Genomic DNA, 23,302 nt, shown 5'->3' with positions numbered 1-23,302 from the left:
ATAATGACAGAAATAACCGCCAACTATGACGAACCATGGAAAGCAGCAATTGGAGAATATTTGCCATCTTTCCTCAGCTTTTTCTATCCAGAAATTTACAAGTCTATTAACTGGGAAAAAACACCAATTTCTCTAGACAAAGAACTAGAAGAAATTACAGCCTCAGCCAAAACAAAAAAACGTTATGCTGACAAATTATTTCAAGTTTGGTTATTAAACAACCGAAAAAAATGGCTGTTAATTCATATAGAAGTTCAAAGTCAATACGACAAAGAATTTCCCAAACGAATGTTTATCTATAATTATCGAGCATTCGACCTATACGATCAAAAAGTAGCTAGTTTAGCTATACTTGGAGATGAGAACCCATCTTGGCGACCCAGTTCTTATAAATATAAGTTCAAAAAAAGTCGCATGAAATTAAATTTTGACATCGTGAAACTCTTAGATTATAAGTGGGAGGAATTATCAGCAAGTAACAATGTTTTTGCTACAATGGTAATGGCACACTTAAGAACTAAGAGTACCACCAGGGATTTAACAGAACGAGAAAAATGGAAATGGCAATTAGTCAGAAGTTTATATGAAAAGGGATTAAGCAAGTTGGAGATTATTAACTTGTTTAAATTCATAGATAAAATGATGGCATTGCCTCCAGAATTACAACAGAATCTTGAAACTAAAATCAATGAATATGAGGAGGAACAGAAAGTGGAACTATTAAGTATAATGGAAGAACGTGGTATTGAGAAAGGATCTAAAAAAACTTTCCGACAAAATATTCTCGATTTACTGCAAATACGATTTTTATCAGTGCCAGAAACTCTGGTAAAAACTCTGAATAATATTGAAGATTTAGCTCGTTTAAAACAGTTACATATAGAAACAATTCGGGTTAATTCTATGGCAGAATTTGAGGAATTAATTTCAGACAATTCCTCTGAGGAAAATTAGTAACATCGGAACTTACGCAAACTAACAAAGAAGCCGGGTTTATTCCTTAATTGTTGTCTATTAAAGCACCAATTTTAGTTAATAAACCTGGTTTATGTCTCCTTCTAAATAATAAAATAACAAGGATAAAAGTTGGCAACAGGTATACCTAAAACTAAATGGATATGACATCTGCTAAAATACTTTTTAAAGTAACCAACCATTGTTGACAAGGTTCATCAATAGGTGCCATATTGCGACGTTTTTGTGCTATGGACTCAGTATAAGCAATTAACATATTGAAACTAAAATCAATCAATATGAGGAGGAACAGAAAGTGGAATTATTAAGTACAATGGAAGAACGTGGTATGGTAAAAATTTGCCGACAAAATATTCTCGACCTACTGCAAGTACGATTTTTATCAGTGCCAGAAATTCTGGTAGAAACTCTGAATAATATTGAGGATTTAGCTTCCCTAAAAAAACTCCTATTAGAAACAATTCGGGTTAATTCTATGGCAGAGTTTGAGGAGTTAATTCCAGATAATTCCTCTGGGGGAAATTAGAAAAATCGGAGCTTAAGCAAACCAACAAAGAAACCGAGTTTATTCCTTAATTGTTGTCTATTAAAGCACCAATTTTAGTTAATAAACCCGGTTTTTGCCTCGTTCTAAATAATAAAATAACAAGGATAAAAGTTGGCAACAGCTATACCTAAAACTAAATGGATATGACATCTTCTAAAATATCTTTTAAAGTAACTAACCATTGTTGACAAGGTTCATCAATAGGTGCAATATTGCGACGTTTTTGTGCTATTGATTCAGCATAAGCAATTAACCATGCACCTGCTAACTTTTCTTCTGTCAAAAAACCCTTTTCTATTGCTTGATTAAATTTGTTTTGAACCCAATCTATAAATGTCAATATTTCCAGAGAAATTCCAAATTCTTCTTCTAGTTCTTCACAACGAGATATTAACTCTGATTGTCGCTGGAGTTTAACACTTGTCACAAAACCAGCTAATTTAACATGAGAATGACTCAATAATTTATCAGCTAACTCTTCAATTTCATCTCGTAAATAAGCCTTACCATATTTTGCATCCCAAGCTTCAATAATATTACCCTTTTCTAATATTTCAATATCGCCAATATTGCCATGTTTCTTATTAGCAGACCGCATTTGCGATAAAGGCTTAAGTTCACAATCTGGAAATAGTTGATTTTCTTCCATTGCCTGCATCAGACTATGTATAGCAATTTCCATAATCCGTGCAGCATAATCAGATTCTTCTATATGTCTCCATATCAAATTAGTAATAATTTTCTGATTTATAACTTCACTTGAATCTAAAAAATTTTGAACATAATCAAGAGTTTCTGTAGCTAATTTTTGAAATTCTCTAGCATTATTGAGTAATTGCGATATTAAATAATGTAGAGAATTTTTTGAGTCTATTTGATTTTCTTCAATTAATTCTACGAGACTAAGCCACTCCAGACGCGCTCCTCTAATATTAGCTTTATAAACAGGTGAATAAGGATAATTTTCTGCTAAACTGCGCGTCATCATAAATCCATCTGCATTTAGTTTTAATAATTCGTATTTGCGCAAAATAGGAGTAATATATTGTTTGTCTAAAGAACGCATTGGTATTCCTTCTTGCCATGAAAAAGCATTTCTATTTGTGCTGCTTTTATGTAGTCTAATACTTTGTTTCGGTTCAATACTTTTTATACACAACTGTAAAATTGTTAAACCAACTAATGCTCTACCAACCTCACTGGTAACTGAATTAACAAGTTTATTCAAAGTATTTATTTGACTTTGTTCAAGTTGAAATCCATCACTCATAACATTGCGATCGCGACAAGCAAGAATTTGTTTTTCTAAGTAATTATTTGCTAGTTCATTGGTGATTTTATGATATCTGATTCTAGCTTCATGGCTCATTTTACCTTCTAAAAAAATCTGTTTTTTGCCATTGCTCTGTACCAGTTCACTTTGATCTTTAAAGACTCTTAAATATAAATCATTCATTAGATGCTCCTAAATTCTTTCTTAACTGCACACTTTTAGGTGTTAAAGTTGGAAAACAGTAGGGAATTAAATATTCTCCTGGAGTAATTTGAGGATTTGTATTGTGATTCCTAACTTCATAACCTATTTTTCGTAAACATTGGAGATAATCAAAAATATCCTCAATATTTACTCCCCATAAAAATGCTAATTCTTGACCAGATAATTGAGTTTTTACTCCTACACCTCTAACAATAAATTCAACTATTTTCCAAATAGAATTAGTCTTTAACTCCATAGAAAAATTCATTGTCATTTTAATCTTTGGTTGATACTGATAATATCCAGATAATTGAACTAAATCTGCTTTACCAGTTATTTCTCTCAACCTTTCTTCAAAAGCTTTCCATAATCCTGTAAATACTTGCAAATTATCATCACGAGCAATTAATTTTACTCTCTCTGTATTTAAAACCCAATCTTGAGAATTTGTGACAGGTATTATATCTATAGAATATAAACTTTTTTTCTCTTCCAACTGACTAATACCTGCATCTATTAACCAACAACTTTTACCTAAATCATAACTAATGTAAATCTTTACAGAATTATTTTTTTGCAAATTATACCAGCCAAAATCTGTAGATAAAAACCTTTCTATATTCTTTTGATTTACATAACTATTTGTTGGTAGAGATATAGCTTTTAATTTATCTAAAGATTGAGTAGATAATTTAGCGATCGCTTGCCTAGCTTTTTCTGCATATCTTTTTGTCAACTGACGCTTTCGTTGTCTAAATCCTAATTGTTGAGTTGGAGATAAATATTGCAGAGAAAATGGTAACTTAACTCCCATAACTTGCTCCAAAATACTCAATGCTAAAATCCTTCCTAATTGTGGTGGTACAGAATTACCTATTTGTTCTATACAAACCGAACGATTACCAATAATTTCATAAATATCAGGAAATGTTTGAAGTCGTTTTAATTCTGCTATTGAAAACCGTCGATTTTCCCAACTGAAAGGTCCTGTATATTGTCCTCCTTGTGCTTTAATAGTTCTAACTGGCATTTCTGGATCTGCTTTATAAAGGAAATCAGAAAACTTAGAACGCCAACTAAAAATCGGCTCAGGATGACCCATTTTCTCCGTGTAAAAACTATAATTTAATCCAGGTGGTATATCTTTTAAAAGATGCCCATATTTACCTTTAATTCCTAATTCTTTTTCTGAAACATTAATATCTTTTATTGCTGCTAATGCTGTATAAAAAGGTTCTTGATTAACAGAATCAGGTCCATGAGTTGGAGCAGGAAATAAATAATTTCCTTTTTTTAATCCCACAATAAATAGTCGCTCTCGATGTTGTGGTACACCATAATCTGCTGCATCAAGTATGCGATGGTAAATTGTATAACCTGCTTCTTGAAATGCTATTTTAATCTTTTGCCATGCTTTGCCATTTTCCGCACCAATAATTCCATAAACATTTTCAAACAAAAATCCTTTTGGTTGTAGTTGTTTTAAGATGCGAACATATTCCGAAAATAACGTTCCTCTACTATCGTTTGTTCCAGAAACACCAGATGCTCTTCTACCTGCTGCTGAAAATGTTTGACATGGCGGACCCCCAATAATAAAGTCTATTTCTAATTCTGGAGAGGGAAAATATTCTTGAATATTTATGCAGAGAGGTTCACTGTTTTCTAAGTATTTTGCTGGTTGAGAATTTACTTCTAAAGTTTTAGTATATTTTGCTTCTAATTCGACCATTTTCACTATTTTAAAACCGCAATCATGGAAGCCAATATCTAGTCCACCACCACCAGCAAATAGACTCATAGTTTTAATAGGAGAATAGGAATTTTTTGTGAACCAATTATGAATTGATATCCCAAATTTATCAGGCCAACCAGAACTATCTGTTATATTTAAAGCTGTTAGCATTTCTCGAAATTGCGAAGTTGTATTTAGTTGAGTATTTGGTATATTTAGGGGTAGAGATAGTTGTTGCATTCTATAAATTAATTAAACAAATAATATTATTTTACCATAACATAGCAGAATAGGATAACTTGATTTAAGTATTCTTTCTAAATCCTGAGCTAATAAAGTATGATTTTTATCTTTTGATATTAGGAGATGCTATTATTGCTGGAACTGCTTTAGTTCATAATTTGATTTTAGTAACTCGAAATGTAGAAGATTTTCAATGTATTAATCAATTAGAATTAATCAACTGATAACTGATAACTGAAATGGCATTGCCCGCAGAATTACAACAAAACCTTGAAACTAAAATAAATCAATATGAGGAGGAACAGAAAGTGGAATTATTAAGTACAATGGAAGACCGTGGTATGCAAAAAACTTTCCGACAAAATATTCTCGACTTACTCCAAGTACGATTTTTATCAGTTCCAGAAACTCTAGTAAAAACTCTGAATAATATTGAGGATTTAGCTTCCCTAAAACAACTCCTATTAGAAACAATTCGGGTTAATTCTATGGCAGAGTTTGAGGAGTTAATTCCAGATAATTCCTCTGAGGAAAATTAGTAAAATACCTTGATTAATAATTTATCAAGTTTATCATAATTAGGTAAAATTGGTATGAATTTGGGCACGACACAGATTTTTGGAACAGATATACAAAATAATTAGTATACAAAATGATTACCTTGTTTATCTCTACTCAAATCTGTGTCTGCCTCAGATTACCTAATTAATCAAAGGTAAACTTTGCCTACTTTTTCTGCATTATTAACCTTCTATTCTTGGGTTGGAAAACTATGAATTTTCTCTGGCAAACAATCAAGTTCAATTACAGGAATATTTTCTGCTTTAACTTGAGCGATCGCCTCCTGATTCTCATTATCTAATTTAATCCGACCTTGCAACTGAGGTATTAAAGTTAACCATTGTATTTGACTTAATTTCCCAACTAAAACAATTTCTACTGCCTCATCTATCTCTAATTCTTCTTCCATTAACAAATTCATCACCACGCTAGATAAAATTAAATCTGCATCTTCCGCAGAAATATTACTGTTATCTATTAATAAAGTTATCTTATTCTTATCTGGATGAGTCACCATACTTTTGATAACTTCTTGTAATTCTAATCCCACCGTTTCTTCTGATTGCAACCAGTCTGGGAAAATCATGAAATTGATTTCCCTTAACCGCAGTTTTTCTTGTAAAGAAGGTAAATACTTCTCCTCTAAAAACTTGAGATCACCATCTCTAATCCGCAAAAGTTCCTCAAACTTTTCTTCCAAAAAATCTATAGAACAGTTAATATCAAACAGTTCAGCACGCTTTTGACCCGCTACCGACATTTGCTGCCATTTATCAATATTTTTCGTCAAACCCATTAACACTTCAGCGAGAGCAAAAGCATTTCCTGGGGGAAAAGTCAACCCACTTATCCCTGGTTCTACAATTTCAGCAGAACCACCAGTACCACTGGTAATCAAAGTTAAACCTGCTGCCATTGCTTCAACTTGCGATCGCCCAAAAGGTTCTTCCCAAACAGAAGGGAAAACTAAGACATTATTATTGGCAAAAAGTTCAATTAATTTTTGACGGGGTAAATATCCCAGAAAATGCACTTTACTATCAAAACCGCGAATTTCAGCAACATTTTTTAAATGGTTTAAAAATTCTGTATTTGGTGCATCCCCTGCAATAGAACATTCAAAGTCTATTCCAGCATAATGCAAAATTGCTAACGCTTCGATTAATGTTTGCGGACCTTTGTAGGGTAAAACTAAGCTAGCGAAAACAATACGGAGTTTATCTAGATTAGGGAAGCAGCACATTTGGAACTGCTGAATAAAAGCTCCTGGGTAAACCACACCTATCTCATCAAGAGGATATTTCTGTTTAATGAGACCTTGTCTACCATATTCGCTATTTGCTCCAACGAAGTAAAGAGGACTATTGGGAGTACAGTCAACAGGATACCCTGGTTGAGCAAACCCTAATAAATGAATGACTGGAATAGATTTTTCTAAAAGAGGGAGGAAAATGGAGTTACTCAATAAATCTATGTTTCCCACTAAGCAAACATCTGGAGCATAGTTTTCTATTGTTTTTCTGATGAGTGCATCATTATGGGCAATCACCGATTGAACTTCCGACTCATCTGTAAACTGCCTTGGAGGCAGTTTTTCATAAGTACCGCACAACAATAGTTCACGAGTTACGTTTGTTTCTGGGGATTTAATTTCTCCCAAGTAAGGTGCATCGGAAGCAAGCGTATGAATAGTATGACCACGTTTATCAAGTACATTAGCAAAATCACAAATACGACGACCGTATCCTCCTAATTCTTGTGGAGGGTAGAGATTATTGATGATTAAAATGCGTTTAGGTTTGGTCTTGGATATAAATTTTTCTGACAAATTTGTGGGGAGGCTGGCAACATTTTTACCTGTTTCTAGGTCGCGGTAATAATTAATAACTGAAGTTGCTTCTTTTTGTTTACCTATTTGTCGATAACATTTTTCTAGTAAGGATAATGTTGATAAATTTTGAGGTTGAATTTTTACTAAATGTTCTAGAATATTTGTTGCTTCTTGATACTCGTTTAAATCTATCAAGACTTTACCTAAAAGTTCAATTGCTATGCAGTTGCGACGCTCTAAACTGATTGCTTTAGCAAATAATTTTTTTGCTACCTGTAAATCTTCTAACTTAAGAGATAGTTTACCAAGTTCTACTAATGTGGTTACATTTTCCGGGTTTTCTTTAAGAACCTCTTCCAAAGTTAAAACTGTTTTGAGAAGATTATTTTGAGACGACAATAAACTATCTTTAATTATTTCAGTTTGATAACTTTTTTCTCTAGGAAACAGATAATTTATCTTGGGTTTTTGGTCTTGATTGATAATTTGATAATGTTTCAATTTATCAACTTTAGTAATTAAATTTTTATCATGTAGAAAATATCCACTATAAATTGTTTCTACTAGGCGATCGCAATCATGGACAAACACATCTGTATTACCATTAATAAAAGCTAACTTTGCTGCCATAAATATGCTTTTCATTCTTCCCGGTACTTCATCAGAGTATCCACCAGGTGCATCCACAAAAATCACATCCCATTTTGTCTGAAGAATTTTTTCTGGTAAACTCATTAATAAACTGTCTATTCCCTGACTATATTGCACCAGTAAATCTAGCCATTGTTTTCTGTTAGTGCCATATTCAACTGCATAAGCTTGTATATTCGGACAGTTTGCCTTTACCTGATTTAACCAATCTGGATGATCTTCTACAAATATTGTTTCTCCATTTTGATTTACTTCCATCCAAAACTTACTATCTTTACCAACTCCAAAAACCAAGAAATTGCAAGATTTTCTATTAACTACTACATCAGTTATATAAGAATATTCAGCTCTAGATAATTGACCAGGATTACTATTTACTAACTGAATAATTTGATTACTATACTTACTTAATGATGGAATGAAATTATTGAACTTTATACTTGTCAATAAATCTAATGTTATTGATGGTAAATTTATTGTTTTTTCTACCATTCCTACATTTTCATTTTCTATTGCTATTCTAAATTGAATCCGAGGTAATAAAGCTGACCAATGCCTGGAACTTAAATCTGCTAATAAATATAATTGAGGCTCTTTTGTGACATCTACATCTTCTTCCATAAATATCTTCATTACCACAGAAGATAATATATTATCTGCTTCTTCTTCATCAATTTTATCAATACCTATTAACAAACATATTTCATTTCTATCTGAATAATTTAAGATAGCTCTAACAATTTTTTCTAAGTCAGAAAATAGGTTTTCTTCTGTTTGTTCCCAATCTGGAAAACAGATTAAATTAACTAGATTCAACTTAAAAGGAATAAGAGGAAATTTATCAAATGCTTCTTTAATTTCTACAGTTTTATTTTTCAACTCCTCTGTTGATAAACCACTAACCAAATAGTCTTTGAGATGCTCTGGTAAAGGAGACCATTGTATTTTTGGGTCTGGTTGATGTTTAATTGGTTCCACATTTCCTCGCCAAGCAACTCCCATTATTTGAGCTGTTTGGTAAATCATTGTATTCCAACCTTTTTGCTTAAAATAATCCAACCCTTGTGATACATCTGGGGAAGCCAAATCATGGAATAGAATTAAAGCATCCTCTGTTGCCAGTTTCTCACAGGCGATCGCGTCATTTAAAGGTCCTGGAGCTTCATGGTTACCATCAATAAATATTAAAGACCATTTATAGTCTAATGTATCTGCTAACTCTTCTACTTTTTGCGGACTATATCCTGGTATTAAATTAACTGTTTCTAGTACATTAGCTGCTTCTAGACAACTACTAACGCTTTCATAAAAATCCTGATTTTCTAATAGTGGATCTATGACATCTAACTCTACTCCTGCTAATGCTAAATGACAAGCTGACCATCCTAACCAACAACCTATTTCTAGAGCTTTTTTTCCTTTAAATTTTAGAGCAGTATTGTAGAGAATATGTACTTCATCTCTATTATTAAATCCTACTCCTGGAAACCTTTTATCTACATAACGATTATGAGGAATTTCTTTTCTTGAATAACGCCAAGTCGAATATTTTTTATCGCCTATAATAATATTGGGAAAACATTCATCTGGTAAAACAACTAACATTCCAGGAGATACATAATCTCCTGATTGTAATGAAAAAGATTTCACTTAATTTAGCTCCTTTTGTAATTTTCAAATTTATTTTTCTTCAACTTGATTTTTTCTATCTAAAATATAGCAATCCTAAATTAGTTGTGATAATTTTTAGGTTGTGGTGCATTGTAATAGTAGTGGATTCTCATTATTTTGCTTGACGAATAATGCCTTTAAGAACATCTTTCTTCTGTACCAAGTATTCTTTTTTCCTATATACCATTACTATAGAGAAGTACCAATTTTTATAACAGTTAATTTTCACTGAAAACCTTTAAGATTATCTACTTGAAAAATCCCACAGCTTTCAGACCTGAATTCTAACTGCCACTAAAATATTACAACTCAAATAAGATTGCTATACAACTACTTTTTTTGTTTATTAGTGCTCAATTTGTGAATATTATCCCAATAAGTACTAACTTCTTGATTTATTATTTCTGGTCTATAAGTGCAAAGTAAAGTAGCTCCATCAATTACCGTTTTCCCTGACAATGTATTAAGATAGATGCCATATTTATCTTTACCATTGCTCCTCAGAAGCATTTCCTAACCATTCTATATGCTCTAGAGTAAACCCTATGCTGAACAGCGTATTTGCTAATCCTTTTCAGTTGCAGAAAGTACAACTTTTAGGTTCATAAGGACTTTCATTACCAATAGGACAAAACAATAAAGGTAAGTTATTTTGATTCAAAATAACTCCTGCTTCTATAATCATTGTTCCTAATGGATTTCAAACATCTCTCAGAACTTTTAATGCCCAAAATAGATATCTTAAATGATATAAAACACCACACAATATTATTAAATCAAAAGTACCAAAAGTTTCAGGTTTTAAATCAAATAGGTTAAGTTCATACATTTTCACTTTTGACTCAAAAAAAAGGAATTAAAAACTCAACTGCTGCTGGAGACAAATCGTTATCTATACCTATTACTTCTTTTGCTCCTAACTTTTCCGCTTCAAAAGAGAATAAACCATCTCGAGAACCAATATCCAAAACTTTTCCATCCTTTCGCTCTAGCATTCTTAAAACTTGTAGAGGAACTTCCTGCATAGGTAAATATGAATCCTGACCAGGAGTCTTAATTGTTTGTGTTAATTGTATTGTATGATACCAGCCATAATTTTTGATTTTTTCTATAATTTCTGTTTCACTAAATTGCATACCCAAATCTCCTATATAGAGGGTTATATGTCTATTATATTGTATTTTAATTGTATCTCAAATTGTCAATTTTATTTCTAAATTTCTAATCTTACCTGCTCCAAAACAACTTTATAACTCTCTCTCTCAGGATATAACTCCACTAACTTTTCCAGGGGAGTGATTGCCACTTTTATCAGCTAATTTTTTTCGGATACAGAAATACTAATTACATTAATTTAGTAAATCCAGCTTGCTGAAAATGCCTGTCAGATGTAAAGGCTTCAGTAATACCTTTTTGCGTCATTACAACAAAACTAATACAATCAGTTAATCCCCAATCTTTGTCAGAATACTGATGGTAAATTGCCCAACCCTCCTCTAATAAACTTTGCTCTAAAGGGATAATTTTAATAATATTTGGAACTTGTTTAATTTCATTAATCTAGGCATAAGTTTTTTGACGTAGATGAGTTTTGCATAAAGCATCAGCTACTTCTAACAAAATCAATTATTTTGTTACTAAAATAACTTGCTGTTGCTTTAGTCTAACCAAAATTTGTTTAGCTTTAGCCGATAAATTATCACTACTATTAGACACCTCCAATATAATCAATTATTTACTCCTACTCCCTAATCCCTACTCCCTCTTTTCATCTATTAATCAAAGCTATCCAAGGTAATGTATCCACAAAAACTTTCTGGGAATTAATCATCATGTTTTGGTGTACCATACAAATAATAATCGTGTTGATCTGCTAAATTAGTTATTCCTGTTTCCATCTCACAACTTTCTATAACAGAGAATAATCTATCCCACTCAGCTTTATTTTTTTCTTCTGACAAACCTACTATTTTAAAACTCGTTGGTACGTCTAATAAAGTAATAATAACTGAATGATATTCTCGATCAGAAACAGATTCACTCTTGTTGAATCAGACCATCTTTAAAAATACCTTTTATTGACTGCATCATCAAAACTACCTCATAGCAATTTTTTAATCTGCGATCTTACAGATATTAGCTCCCCCCTAACCCCTCTTCTGAAGGGGGGAACTTCAAAGTCCCCCTTCTGAAGGGGGATTTAGGGGGATCGTGCTATACCTCATCAATTCGATAATTGCCATAAATACTAATTATCCCATAATCAATAACTTTTTATGAACCCATAATATAAAAAATGATGAATCAGATTAGTTTTTTTCCCAAATAATGAAATTATCCTAAAAATAATTGTCTAAATCTCAGAAAATTGATAAGATTAATTACTATCTTTAATCTTTACTTTCACCTGCTCCAACACAACTTTATAATCCTCTCTCTCAGGATAAAACTCCACCAACTTTTCCAGAGAAGCGATCGCCCCTTTCCTATCCCCCATCTCCAACCTCACTCTAACCAAACCTTCCAAAGCAGTCACATTTTCTGGTTCCCGTTCCAAGACAATCTCATATCCCCTTGCTGTTTTCTGCAACTGCTCCTCTACAGACACAACTGCTGACGTCTCTAACTGTTGCGGTTGCTGTAAACCACTTTTGAACATATTTGCTATTCCAAACAAAGCAGTACCCCCAAAAGATATACACCCCACTAAGGACATTATCTTTTTCAATATCTTACTGCGCTGCTGACGAGCTTCCATATATTCTTTCTCTGTTCCTTGCATTTGCTAGTTTTCTCTCAATACCTACCTTTTCCAGTTTTCCCAGTTTCAGCCAAAAAGCGATCGCTCTTTTCAGCAATATGTAGGGGCGGGTTTTAGCAGAAATTTTATGCTTACCTTAAGATTGATATAAACCCGCCCTAATCTACTAGAGAGAGTAGGGAGACAGAGAAACCCGGTTTCGGAGTAGGGAGTAGGAAGTAGGGAGACAGAGAAACCCGGTTTCTTTAAGAAACCGGGTTTCTAAGTTATCAAAGTCCCCCCTTCTTTCTGAAGCTATGCTTGATGAGGAACTCCTGAAACCCTTGTGAGGAGGGGAGTAGGAGAGAAGGGAGAAACAGTCTATATAAGTATGTAAAACTACTTAAAGTTTTCAAGAAAATGTATTCACTCATTACATTTATTCTCCTCAAAAAGTTGCTCCCAGATTTATACATAATGTGTCTATTTTGTCAAGTTTTCTGTTAAGAAAAATGTTTATAAAGCATAACTTTCTTCAGGGGGGTTAGGGGAGATCATTATTGTTGGGTTTCGTTCCTCAACCCAACCTACATTTATAGTTATTCTGAATAAGAATGAAATATTTTTTGAGCTGAAATCCTTTGACAGCAATAAATTATTGTCTTAGTCTAAACCAGAATTACTATATATCTATAGACAGGATTCATCCTCCCCATCTTCCCACCCTCCCCCATCTTCCCACCCTTCATCAGCGTGGTCTTGGTTGACCTCTTTCCATCAATTGCAAAGCATCTGGACTGGGATTATATCGGTATCCCCAAGAAGAGCGATCGCCATCATCCAATATTTGAGGAGTCAGTAAAACAATCGTCTCTGCTCGTTGACTTTCATCTTGACTGCTACGGAACAGAGTACCAATAATTGGTAAATCTCCCAAAATAGGTATTTTACTTACCGTTGTTCTTTCTTGTTCTTGAATAATCCCAGAAAGAATCAGAGTTTGTCCATCTCGCAGACGAATTTTACCTGATTGTACCTCACGCCTGGAAACTTCTGTTGCAAATTCATCTGTATTATTACTATTTGTTTGTACCCTCTGAGAAATAAAACTTACTGTTGGACTGACTGTTAAAGTAATAAAGCCATTATCATCTATTCTCTCTACTTGTACACCAAGAATTAATCCGACATCTTCAAACTGAGGAGTTCTAGTTTCTCTAGTTGTACCACCATCATCTGTAAAGGTACTTTGGATTCTTCTCACAACATTTTCCACCAGATTTACACTAGCTTGTTCCCCCTCTTGAACCACTAAAGTTGGATCCGTGAGAATTTTCGCATTACCACTTACAACATTAGCTTGTAACTGTGCCAAAAATCTCCTAGGATACAAAATTTGGGGAAACAAACCAAATGTTGCTTCTCCTAGTGTTATATCCAGTGTTCCATCATCATTAGCAGTTACCTCTGAGGGATCATAATCTGCAACTCCAACTCTTGTAGGTTCGCTGGTTGTGGGAGATATTGGTCTGAGGAAAGTACCTGCACCCCCATTAACATTAGGGATACCTGTAAATGGCACATCAAATCTACGTTGACTATCAAAGAATGGGTCTCCAGAAATTGGATTAGGAGTAACAGGACGAGCTAGGGGATAACTAGAATTTTGCTGTGCTTGAGTAGCTGGTTGAAGACTACCAAAATTTAGAGATGCTGCTCCATTATCATTAATAAAGAATGTGTCATTTACTCCAAAAGAAAAACTACTATTAAACTGTTCATTTGCTGCTAAATTTACATCTATAACTTTAACATTTACAGCTACTTGTCTTTGTCGTAAATCTAATTGAATTAATTGAGCTGCTGCTACATCTACCTTTTGTGGCGAACCAACTAAAGTAATACTATTGAGTCGGTTATCAACTGCTATTTGTAAACCTTTCAATATTGGGGGAGCGTCTTGGGGATTATAACGTAGCGGTTGCACAACTGTTCTGGTAATTGTTTCCGTATTAGTAATTGCTTGATTAGTTCCAGGAATATTAACTGTATTAACCTGAGTTACAGGTTGGCTAGTAACAATAGCACTTTCAGCTCCCAAACTAACCAAAAAACCCGCAGCTTCTTGGGCATTAATTTGATTTAAACGGAAGGAACGAACTACCACATTTCTAGCTTGCGCTGGTAACTCTTGTCCCACAAATATTGTATTACCTACCCGATTTGCTTGTAACCCACTTAAACGTAAAACATAGTTAAAAACATCTTGGACTGGCTCATTTTCAATATCTAGGGAAATAGTTTGTCCCTCTTTTGTTTCTTCACTAGAACTAAAAGCAACATTTAACCCTGCTGCTCTAGCTAATAAAGCCAAAACATCTCTAACTGGAGCCTCTCGCAATACTAAACGAGGTATTTTTTCTTGGGTGTTTAAATCTATAACTTCTACTGAAGGGTTGATATTTGATATGGCTATATCCCCTACTGGCGGTGCTACGGCTCGTGGTAAAAATGGTGGCACTTCACTTGGTGATGGTTGTCCTGGTAAAGTAGGGAAACCATCTCCGGTTAGTCCTGAGTCTGGTAATAATACTTCTGGTTTTTTGGTTGTAGTTGTTTCTGACCTTTTTTCAGGTTGTACTCCCTGAGTTGGACGTGCTGAGGGTGGAGGAAAACTATTAGTTTCAGGAGCTGGAGCTATCTCTCCTGAACTTACTGCTGCACTGAGGATAATTCCTTGCTTTGCTCCTTGGATAATTCTGCCTCTGGGAGGACTTTCTTGGCCACGAATATTTACACGCACGCTATTAGCATCTACCTGGGTTACTTCAACATATTTTATACCAGGGGCTGGATTATCTTTCCTAAATTTGTTACCCTCCGGTAAGCTTAGTTGAGCATTGATAATATCAGCGATGAAAGAGTTGTCCTTGTTAACTGAGAATACTTCGGGGCGATCGCCATTTTCTGTAACTAGGACAATATTCATCCCACCGTCTCCTGAACTTAGCTGGACTTTAGTGATTTTGGTTACGGCAAAGGCTGGAGTTTGGGTTATTATTATTGCTGCAACTCCAGTTAAAAGTCCACTACCAAATTGTATTTGCTGTTTCAATTTCTTTAACTCCACACTTGACTGTTTATTGTAAGATATTAGTATTTTGCTAAAAAATATAATTTTTTCCTAGTTAGGGTTTACTGAAAAAGTATGAAAACTTTTACAGATAAAAGTTTTAGCCTTTTTAGGTTATGAAAAGGTACTTGGTTTTGAGCTGCTTCATGCTCCTCAAGTTAGGATTTTGGGAAAGATAGGGACAGAAAATTAAGGGATGATATTTTGACTACTGGTTCTATAAATTCCCATTCCTTTTTGTTTGTACAAAAAACAAGATTAGAAAAAGGTATTTTTAGTGTATCTCAATGTTTGGAAAAATACTTTTTTCCTCTATACTTGTTCCCTGTTCTCTTTTTCCTGAAAGTGATATTTTTTTAGCTTTATTAAAAATTTATATGCACCCGTATTTTTGAACTAGAAATAAAAATCTCTCTTTAGCTTTTTAGATTAAGATTAAGGTTCTTGCTGTCAGTATACCTCTAATCTAGTAAAAGGTAGTGCCATTTCTGGTTAAAATAAATTTCAAATAAAAAAATAATAGTAATAGAGGATTTTGGGAATATATAAAGAAGGCTTTTGAAATTGTTTTTATTCTGGTTAATCTTGATTAAATACGGTTTGCTGAAAAAGTCTTTTAGTAGAGGGGAGGAGTCAGAATAAATGAGTAATAAGTGAGTAATAAGTAAGAAGGTAGTGAGATGAAATATCCCTTGATTTTTCTGCCTCCCATAAGCAAAAAATGCGAGCTTTTTGATTGTTCGCGAACCGTAGCTCCAAGAGCTAAAAGCTGTTACTTTTTGCTGACCTAAAATTTCTCAAATCTTTACCCATAAATCCTTTGATATTTAATCAACAAACCCTAAATAGGGTTGCCTGATTTATCGGGAACCGTAAAAGTCTTTATTTTAAGGAGTAGGGGGGAGTAGGAAAGTATTTTTTTTGCCCAACTATCTGTCTAAAATGTTAGCTTAAGGAGCCTTAAGCAGCTCAAAAACAGGTACTTTTTCTAGACTAAAAAGGCTAAAAAAATTATCTGTAAAGACTTTGAATATCCCATAGACAAGCCCTAAATAGAAAGCTTATGATTGAGTCTTTGAGATGCTTGTCTAGGAAAGTAAAGTCTCTTTAAAAATCAACTTTCTTGACAATTTAAGTAGTTTTTTCTAACTACTATATTTTCTATTCCTCAACCAAAAAATTAAACTACAAAGCCTCTCCATTCATTTAGAAACAAGAAAAAATTTCTTTTAGCAAATCCTTTATTTATCAAACAAAAGAGGTAATTAAATTATTAATTATTAACTACCTTGTTTCCCAGTCCTCTACTTTCCACAAAGTTTTTTAGACAGGTGGTTCACAACTTTATACAAAAATACAATTGCTTATCCCCATCAGGATGAAAAAGTTATTTTCAGAACTTCCTAAATTTTGTAAGTTAGGAAAATTTATACATAGCACTTAGACTACTTTTTTTAATAAAATAACATCTTTTTAACAAACTATGTTATTTTGCTTCGTAAGCATTCAGGTATTAGATGTCAGCTAACAGCAATAATACCTTATCTTTAAATGAATACGAAGCCGAATTTTCGACTTTTGTGGTAAGGTTTAATTCTAGCTTAATAATATGGTTTTTATCACAAATCAAAATCATAACTGATAGCTGGCAGCTAAATCCTTACTTTGTTTCTTCTTCTTTTGTAGAATCTTCTTTACCTAATGCTTCTTCTTCACTTAAGGCCAATAAAGCGTGCATATCAAAGGATGTTATTAGTCTACTTTCTGGCTTACTAACTGGTATGAACTTATTTTGTTTCCATTCAACTTCTATAGTTTGATTGTCTTGTTCCAGTGTAGTTCTTAAATTTTTAACTACTAATAATGTTTGCATCCTTTCCAAAGCAATCATAAAAGCTCTGGTTTGCAGATAACTACCCTCAAATTCTACTTGAAATTCTCGTCGCTTTAATTTGCCATTTACCAGTGGTCCTAATGAATTATCGGTGACAATGTAGTTACCATCTTTTGGATCCAGTGGTTGAAACCTTGTCATTTTAGCTTGTTGGTCTTCATCTGTAATTCCTATATTAATTTGGTCGATGAGTTTGTTCATATCATACAGCAGAGTTTTCATGGTTTTTTCTGTAGCAAATAAGCTAGTTACATCTTCTCTTTGCTGTTCAGCTTTTTTCTTTTCTGCTTCTGCTTTTGGTCGTTCTTTTATTTGTTTGTCTAGCTCTTTTATTTTAACTTCTGCTGCTTTTATTTCTGTTCTTAATTCGACACCTTTTTCGATAGTTGGCTTGAGCTGATTATAGCCTAATAATCCTGCTACCCCTAAGCCTAAAATCCCAATAGTTCCTCCTATTAATCTTGGGTCTTTAAGGGATAACCCAAAAATTTTCAGACCCTCTCTTTCCTCTTCTAATTGTTCTTCTTCTAGATTTTCCTCACTGGTTCCTACCATTTTTAAATTACTCCTTTTTCTTTTAGTGTTTCTATTCTATCTACTAATCCAATTGCTCCTTTACTTTTTAACTGAGACAGTAATTCTGATGCACCTAAAGGACTAAGATTTGTTTCTATTGAATATTCAACTACTGCAGGTAATTCTGGTATTTCTGGTGCTAATGTTCTATTAGATTCTTTTAATTCTAATGTAGCTGGATTAGGCTTTTTTGAAGCAGAAATTAATTTAGTTTTTTCTCCTTGGAAAAATGGAGAACTTTCTAATAATAATAAAAAGTCATTAACTTTACCGTAAGAATCTGAAGTTCCTCTAAATAATAAAGTTGCTGTTGGTTTTGGGGGTTCTGGAGTCTCTTTTTTGTTCTCCTTTTCATTAGATTTTGGGGGTGGAGCAGGAGCTGTTACTGCCACTTCTTTTTGTTCTATGCTAGTAATTGTTACTCCCCTAGGAACTAAAGAACCAAACTCTCCTAACAGTGCTGACCACGGTTTGATTTGGTCGAAAACTGTAGCTAAAGCTTTGGCTTCTGCCTCAAATTTTTTAGTTGTTTCTTTGATGGCTTCCAAGTCTTTAATTTTAGCATCTAATGCACTTAATTCTCCATTTAATTTATCTAAATCTGTCTGAAGTCTAGTGTTTACCTGATTTAGATATAACCACCCACCTGCAACTAGGCCATTAACTCCTACTGCCACTGCTGCCCCAATTAGAATTGGCCTTGGGTCTTCTAGTGATAGTCCATTACTTTCTAGTTTAGGAATATCTTTCTTATATTCTGGGCGATCATTAAGAAAATTTATATCTAGGCCATACATAATTAATTTATACCTCTCTTAATGCTAAACCTAATACGATTCCTAGACCAAAACGTTGTTCTGGCATAATTTCTTCTTCTATTTCTAAGGCTAAAGTTTCGATTGGATCGACTTTAGACGCGGGTAAACTTAAACGTTGCATAAAAAAGTCATCAATTTGCCCTATTGCCGCTCCTGACCCTGTTAATAATAATTGCGCGACTTCCAAATCTTCAAATTGGTTGAGATAAAAATCTATTGAGCGTCGGAGTTCATCTGCTAATTCTGATAATACTTTTAGTAGAGCATTAGTTCCCGGATTTGAATCACCTCCTGTTACCCCCATTGTATCTAATACTGGAACAGTCATCCCTACTAATTCAGCAGTATCTCTGGTTGGAGGTAAATTCATTGCTTCGTTTAAGGAAGATTGCATTTGATAAGTACCAATCGGAATTGTCCGATTAAATTGGGGTATTCCATCTACTACAATGGAAAGTTCGGTACTGTCAAATTCTAAATTGGCAATTACTGTTGCTTCTTGGGGTCCATATTGTTGAAGTATATCTTTTACTGTGCGGATGAGGGCGAAGTTGCTTACTTCTAAAACGTCTATTGCTAGTCCTGCTTGTGTAAAAACTTCTATATAGGTATCTGTTATTTCTTTTCTCGTTGCTACTAAAGCTACTTGTACTTTTTCTAAGTCATCATTTGGGTCTATTATTACTCCCAATTTTTGATAGTCTACATCTGCTTCTTCTCTGGGGAATGGTAAGTATAAACCTGCTTCTTGATTCATATAATCTTTTAGTTCTTGGTCGTTTAATTCTGTTGGTACAGGAATTACACGGGTGACAGCTTCTCTTCCAGAAATTGCTGTTGCTACTCTGCGAGTTTTGATATTATTATCTGTCATAATTGACTCTATTAGTTCTGCCATTGTGGGGGCATCAATTATTTGACCTTCAAAGAACACATCTTCTGGTACTTCTGCTGTAGCAAAATTTACTAATTTTAATTTGTCTTTTTGTTGATGAATTTCTGCAATATTAATTCTTTCTGGACCTAGTTCTATTCCTATTCCCGGCTGCTTTCTTTTAAAGAAGTTTTTTAAGTAATTAACCATTTTTCTCCCGATTTTAATTTTAATAAAAATTTGGTTTTGTTGCTTTACTATATATAAGCATTTCCTGTGGAATGCTTACCTATAAATTATATATATTAAGTAGTCATGCAAAATTAATTTCCTAGCTGAGGGACGGAACAGATAACAGGGAATAGGCAGAAATTATCAATTATTTCTGGATAATATGGGAGATATCTAAAGAGAATGTGTAATTAATTTTGCTGATGTACTTAGTAATCTTATTTGAGTTGTGTCTAAATTTTTATTGCTTTATTATTAAAGCAGGCAGAAGTTAATCTACCTCCAATAAATAAATTATACATTATACAGAATTGACTAAATAAATAATGTAGATAAACAAATTAAAGAAAAAACTAATATAATAGCAATCCTAAATTGATTGTAAAAAATCAAAAAGTAAATCAAAAGACTGAAATTTCTAGCCGAAAACAAGGATACAAAACCTCTCTATTAATAGAGAGAAAAGAAAAAATTTCCTTTGAGCAAGTCTTCTTATTAGAATTATTCATTATTAATTATTGAACTGTTCCCTAAAAACTGAGAATATTATAAGTCAGAACTGCATTGATGAAGTATTAAAAATGATTACTACAACCAAACAGACTAGAGCGAGATTTTTTAATCATTTAATTAGTCTAATACCTAAAAAATTTAGTGGTAAATTAGAAATTCAAAACCAAGAACAACAGTGGCAATTATATTTTAATCGGGGTTCTCTAACTTGGGCAACAGGTGGTAATAGCTCTTGGCGAAGATGGCGTAGAATTTTTGCTCAATTTTGCCCTTTTATTTCTCTAGAAACTTTAAGTTTTTCAACTTATGATATTTGCCAAAGCTGGCAATATTACATAATTAATGTTTTACTCAAACAGGAAAAAATTTCACCTTCCCAAGCTATTTCTATAATTAAAAATACTTTGATAGAAATATTATTTGATTTAATTCAGAAAGATAATTTAGAGATTTTACAGGTTACTTCTATAAGTTGTCATCTACGAGCAGATATGCTCCAACCTATCTTTCGTTTGAGCATCTATGAAGCTTTTGAAAAGGTAAAGCCAATATGGGAAAATTGGTGTGATGCAAATTTACACAAATTTTCTCCTAATTTAGCACCTGTATTGAATAAACCTGAGATTCTTAAACAACAGGCGTCTACTTCAATCTACAAAAAATTTCAGGCATTAATAAGTAAACAAATGACATTGCGAGATTTGGCTTTTTATTTAAAGCAAGATTTATTAAGTCTAACTAAAAAATTAATATATTATGTTAATCAAGGATTAATTCAACTTACTATTTTACCTGATTTACCTCCATTAGCTGTAGTTAGGGCTTGCTGAAGGGAAGTGGAGGGAGTAGGGAGTAGGGAGTAGGGAGTAGGGAGTAGGGGAGTAGGGGAGTAGGGGAGTAGGGGGGTAATTTTTTTTGCTCAATGATGTCTAAAATCCTAACTTGAGGACTATTAAAAGCTAAAAAACAGGTTCTTTTTCACGACCTCAAAAGGCTAAAAACATTAGTATGTAAAGACTGTGAAATTTAATCAGTAGACCCTAGTTAAAGCTGATACTTTAGTGACTGCTAATGGCGATAAAATGACCTAATAAATATAGAGAACCAGATAAAACAATTAAATTTTCACTGTCATTAATAGCCTTTTCTAAACCTGCTGTTAGATGGGAATAAACTTGACAAAATTCTAATTCTGTGCATATATCCTGAGCCATAGTCCTAAGTTGCTCCAAGTCAGCCGAACTATGGTCTGGTACAGGAACTAAGTAGAGGCGATCGCCTGGTCTCAAAAGTGCTTGAAAAATTGCCGAATGTTCTTTAGTAGAAAGCATTCCCATCACCCAACTGATAGATGGATAATTGAGTGTTCTGACATAACGTCCCAATACTTGAGCAGCAGCAGCATTATGGGCACCATCAATTAATAATTGGCGATTTTTCCATGTAGTCCATTGTAAGCGTCCAGGCCATTTAGTTGCAGCTATTCCTTGTTTTATTGCTGCGGTAGGGACTTCCCAACCTTGAGTTTCTAGCACTTGAACTGTGGCAATAGCGATCGCTGAATTTATTAATTGTGCATCTCCAAATAATGGTACTTTATATTCAAGACCTTGATAATTAGCTACTGGGAATGAGTTATTTTCCTGACTTTCTTGTAATAATTCAGCGGGTTCGACCCAAACAACAGGACATTCTAGTTTGGTAACACGTTTTTCTACTACTTTTTTTGCTTCAGGGGGTAATACTCCAATGATGGCAGGACATCTTGGTTTTAGGATACCCGCTTTTTCCCCAGTAATATGACTCAAAGTAGAACCTAATCTTTGCCAATGTTCCCAGCTAATAGAAGTAATAATTGTCACCATTGGTTGGTGACAAACATTCGTAGCGTCTAGTCTACCTCCCAAACCTACTTCTACAACTGCTACATCTACTTCTTGTTGGGCAAAATATAACCAAGCAGCAGCAGTAATAACTTCAAACTGAGTGGGTGAAGGTTGTTCTGGTTGAATAGCTGCTTCTACTTTTTCTAATAATTCTTCTAATATATTGGAGGAAATTTTTTGTTCGTTGAGGCAAATACGTTCTGTCCAGTCAACCAGGTGAGGGGAGGTGTAACGTCCGACTTTATATCCTGCTGTTTTGAGGATGGATGAGAGGTAAGCACAGACGGAACCTTTACCATTAGTTCCAGCAACATGAATTATGGGTACTTGGAAATGAGGGTTGTCTAAGTTATCTAGAAGTTGATAAATGCGTTGGAGGCCAAGTTCAACCCCGAAATGTTCAAAGCGTTTGAGGAAAGAGTCTATCGAGTTCACAGTTTTTTTATGGGAATTAGGTATCAGCTTTCAGCTTTTTTTTGTTTACAAAATAATAATTATAATAATTAGACTATCGTAGCTGATTATTGGAATTTTAATTTGACTGAAGGAAAATTCTCTGAAATTTTTCTGCTGATTAAATTGGGAATTTTCCAAGGTGATAGTTTTGAGTGGTTATGGAAAGATAATATTTGTTTGTTTGAGTTTGAGAAATTCTACTACAGGAAAACTTTCCTAAATTTTTCTACTGATTAAATTAGAAATTTTAATTTGATTAAGAGTTGAGACTAAATTTCTGAAGTGGTAGTTGGAAGTGGTTATGGAAAGATAATATTTGTTTGTCTTAGTTTGAGAAATTCTACTACAGGAAAATTCTCTGAAGTTTTTCTGCTGATTAAATTGGGAATTTTCCAAGGTGATAGTTTTGAGTGGTTATGGAAAGATAATATTTGTTTGTTTGAGTTTGAGAAATTCTACTACAGGAAAACTTTCCTAAATTTTTCTACTG

The 23,302-nt window shown here is 33.6% G+C and carries 17 protein-coding genes; 5 read left to right on the top strand and 12 right to left on the bottom strand.

What is annotated here, in order from left to right; translation table 11 throughout:
• Positions 1–3 precede the first annotated feature (3 nt).
• Entirely contained in the window at positions 4–954 is a 951-nt protein-coding gene (locus tag VKJ25_RS14030; RefSeq protein ID WP_324237251.1) for an RpnC/YadD family protein, read from the top strand.
• A 154-nt stretch (positions 955–1,108) separates the two neighbouring features.
• On the opposite strand, the gene VKJ25_RS14025 is transcribed toward VKJ25_RS14030, so the two are convergent.
• Positions 1,109–1,231 (bottom strand): hypothetical protein, encoded by a 123-nt coding sequence (locus VKJ25_RS14025; protein WP_324237250.1) that lies wholly within the window; start codon positions 1,229–1,231, stop codon positions 1,109–1,111.
• A 39-nt stretch (positions 1,232–1,270) separates the two neighbouring features.
• On the opposite strand from VKJ25_RS14025, the gene VKJ25_RS14020 reads away from it, so the two are divergent.
• On the top strand, positions 1,271–1,501 hold the full coding sequence (locus tag VKJ25_RS14020; RefSeq protein WP_324237249.1) for a hypothetical protein: 231 nt from the start codon (positions 1,271–1,273) through the stop codon (positions 1,499–1,501).
• 154 nt (positions 1,502–1,655) lie between these two features.
• Here VKJ25_RS14020 and VKJ25_RS14015 read toward each other — a convergent pair whose 3' ends face one another.
• Both VKJ25_RS14015 and VKJ25_RS14010 read right to left on the bottom strand, forming a co-directional pair.
• Positions 1,656–2,978 (bottom strand): hypothetical protein, encoded by a 1,323-nt coding sequence (locus VKJ25_RS14015; protein WP_324237248.1) that lies wholly within the window; start codon positions 2,976–2,978, stop codon positions 1,656–1,658.
• Positions 2,971–4,974 carry a DNA cytosine methyltransferase gene (locus VKJ25_RS14010; protein WP_324237247.1) on the bottom strand — a complete coding sequence of 668 codons (2,004 nt, stop codon included), beginning with the start codon at positions 4,972–4,974 and terminating at the stop codon, positions 2,971–2,973. The genes VKJ25_RS14015 and VKJ25_RS14010 overlap by 8 nt, the downstream gene beginning before the upstream one ends.
• A gap of 242 nt (positions 4,975–5,216) precedes the next feature.
• Between VKJ25_RS14010 and VKJ25_RS14005 the strand changes: the two genes are divergently transcribed.
• Positions 5,217–5,516 (top strand): hypothetical protein, encoded by a 300-nt coding sequence (locus VKJ25_RS14005; RefSeq protein ID WP_324237246.1) that lies wholly within the window; start codon positions 5,217–5,219, stop codon positions 5,514–5,516.
• Between the two features lie 212 nt (positions 5,517–5,728).
• Here VKJ25_RS14005 and VKJ25_RS14000 read toward each other — a convergent pair whose 3' ends face one another.
• From VKJ25_RS14000 to pilM, 8 genes are all read right to left on the bottom strand, one after another.
• Positions 5,729–9,670, bottom strand: coding sequence for a glycosyltransferase (locus VKJ25_RS14000; RefSeq protein ID WP_324237245.1), 3,942 nt, complete (start codon positions 9,668–9,670; stop codon positions 5,729–5,731).
• A gap of 863 nt (positions 9,671–10,533) precedes the next feature.
• Complete coding sequence (locus tag VKJ25_RS13995; RefSeq protein WP_324237244.1) at positions 10,534–10,827, bottom strand: 50S ribosomal protein L11 methyltransferase; 294 nt, start codon at positions 10,825–10,827, stop codon at positions 10,534–10,536.
• A gap of 687 nt (positions 10,828–11,514) precedes the next feature.
• A complete protein-coding gene (locus VKJ25_RS13990; protein WP_324237243.1) occupies positions 11,515–11,652 on the bottom strand; it encodes a hypothetical protein in 138 nt (45 codons plus the stop codon).
• A 416-nt stretch (positions 11,653–12,068) separates the two neighbouring features.
• On the bottom strand, positions 12,069–12,473 hold the full coding sequence (locus tag VKJ25_RS13985) for a tetratricopeptide repeat protein (protein WP_324237242.1): 405 nt from the start codon (positions 12,471–12,473) through the stop codon (positions 12,069–12,071).
• A 706-nt stretch (positions 12,474–13,179) separates the two neighbouring features.
• Positions 13,180–15,546 carry an AMIN domain-containing protein gene (locus VKJ25_RS13980; RefSeq protein ID WP_324237241.1) on the bottom strand — a complete coding sequence of 789 codons (2,367 nt, stop codon included), beginning with the start codon at positions 15,544–15,546 and terminating at the stop codon, positions 13,180–13,182.
• A 1,678-nt stretch (positions 15,547–17,224) separates the two neighbouring features.
• Complete coding sequence (locus VKJ25_RS13975; RefSeq protein WP_324237240.1) at positions 17,225–18,013, bottom strand: pilus assembly protein PilO; 789 nt, start codon at positions 18,011–18,013, stop codon at positions 17,225–17,227.
• 2 nt (positions 18,014–18,015) lie between these two features.
• Entirely contained in the window at positions 18,016–18,831 is an 816-nt protein-coding gene (locus VKJ25_RS13970; protein WP_324237239.1) for a PilN domain-containing protein, read from the bottom strand.
• Positions 18,832–18,838: 7 nt separating this feature from the next.
• Entirely contained in the window at positions 18,839–19,936 is a 1,098-nt protein-coding gene (gene pilM, locus VKJ25_RS13965) for a type IV pilus assembly protein PilM (protein WP_324237238.1), read from the bottom strand.
• A gap of 602 nt (positions 19,937–20,538) precedes the next feature.
• Between pilM and VKJ25_RS13960 the strand changes: the two genes are divergently transcribed.
• Complete coding sequence (locus VKJ25_RS13960; protein ID WP_324237237.1) at positions 20,539–21,300, top strand: DUF4388 domain-containing protein; 762 nt, start codon at positions 20,539–20,541, stop codon at positions 21,298–21,300.
• A gap of 228 nt (positions 21,301–21,528) precedes the next feature.
• On the opposite strand, the gene VKJ25_RS13955 is transcribed toward VKJ25_RS13960, so the two are convergent.
• Complete coding sequence (locus VKJ25_RS13955) at positions 21,529–22,791, bottom strand: bifunctional folylpolyglutamate synthase/dihydrofolate synthase (RefSeq protein ID WP_324237236.1); 1,263 nt, start codon at positions 22,789–22,791, stop codon at positions 21,529–21,531.
• Positions 22,792–23,094: 303 nt separating this feature from the next.
• Between VKJ25_RS13955 and VKJ25_RS13950 the strand changes: the two genes are divergently transcribed.
• Positions 23,095–23,302 (top strand): hypothetical protein (locus VKJ25_RS13950; protein ID WP_324237235.1); only part of this gene is annotated, 208 nt, incomplete at its 3' end.

The sequence above is a fragment of the Okeania sp. genome (assembly GCF_035285525.1).
In the GTDB taxonomy this organism is placed as follows: Bacteria; Cyanobacteriota; Cyanobacteriia; order Cyanobacteriales; family Microcoleaceae; genus Trichodesmium.
This window is presented reverse-complemented; position numbering and strand designations above follow the sequence as displayed.